Annotated in this window: 1 protein-coding gene; it reads right to left on the reverse strand. The window is 63.3% G+C overall.

Features of this window, described 5'->3' with window-relative positions; all coding sequences use genetic code 11:
- The coding region (locus tag EN939_RS37050; protein ID WP_245473334.1) for an isocitrate lyase/PEP mutase family protein at positions 1 to 608 on the reverse strand (608 nt) is incomplete at both ends.

The following is a 608-nucleotide window of genomic DNA, read 5'->3' on the forward strand; positions in this document are numbered from 1 at the left end:
GCGTCTCGATCAGGTCCTCATCGCCAAGACCCGGCGCAAAGAAGCCGTGTGCGCCGGCTTTTTCGAAGGCCTGCGCGCGCTCGATGGCCTGGTCGAGCAGGACGTCGTCATGCGCATCCGGTTTCGCCTTGAGGAAGATGTCGGTTCGGGCGTTGATGAACGCCGGTATGCCGGAGGCCTTGACGGCCGCTGCCGCAGCTTCGATGCGTTTTACCTGAACAGAAATGTCGTGCAGGCCGGTGCCGCCGACAACCTGGTCTTCGAAATTGAAACCGATAGCGCCGGCCCGTAGCGCCAACGTCACCGTGCGAGCCACAATCTCCGGATCGACGCCGTAGCCGCCCTCGAGGTCCATGGTCACCGGCAGGTCGACGGCAGTGACGATGCGCTTGATGTTGTCGAGCGCCAGCTCCAGCGGGATTTTCTCGCCATCGGCATAGCCGAACGCGGCAGCCACCGGCCAGCTTCCGGTGGCGATCGCCTTGGCGCCCGCTTTCTCGACGATCTTGGCCGAACCCGGATCCCAGACGTTGTAGAGAACGATCGGGTTTCCCTTGACGTGGAGGGAATGGAACGTCCGCGCACGCTCGATCTGCTCGGTCATGGTG

It is taken from the genome of Mesorhizobium sp. M7A.F.Ca.CA.002.05.1.1 (genome assembly GCF_003998335.1).
Taxonomy (GTDB): Bacteria; Pseudomonadota; Alphaproteobacteria; order Rhizobiales; family Rhizobiaceae; genus Mesorhizobium.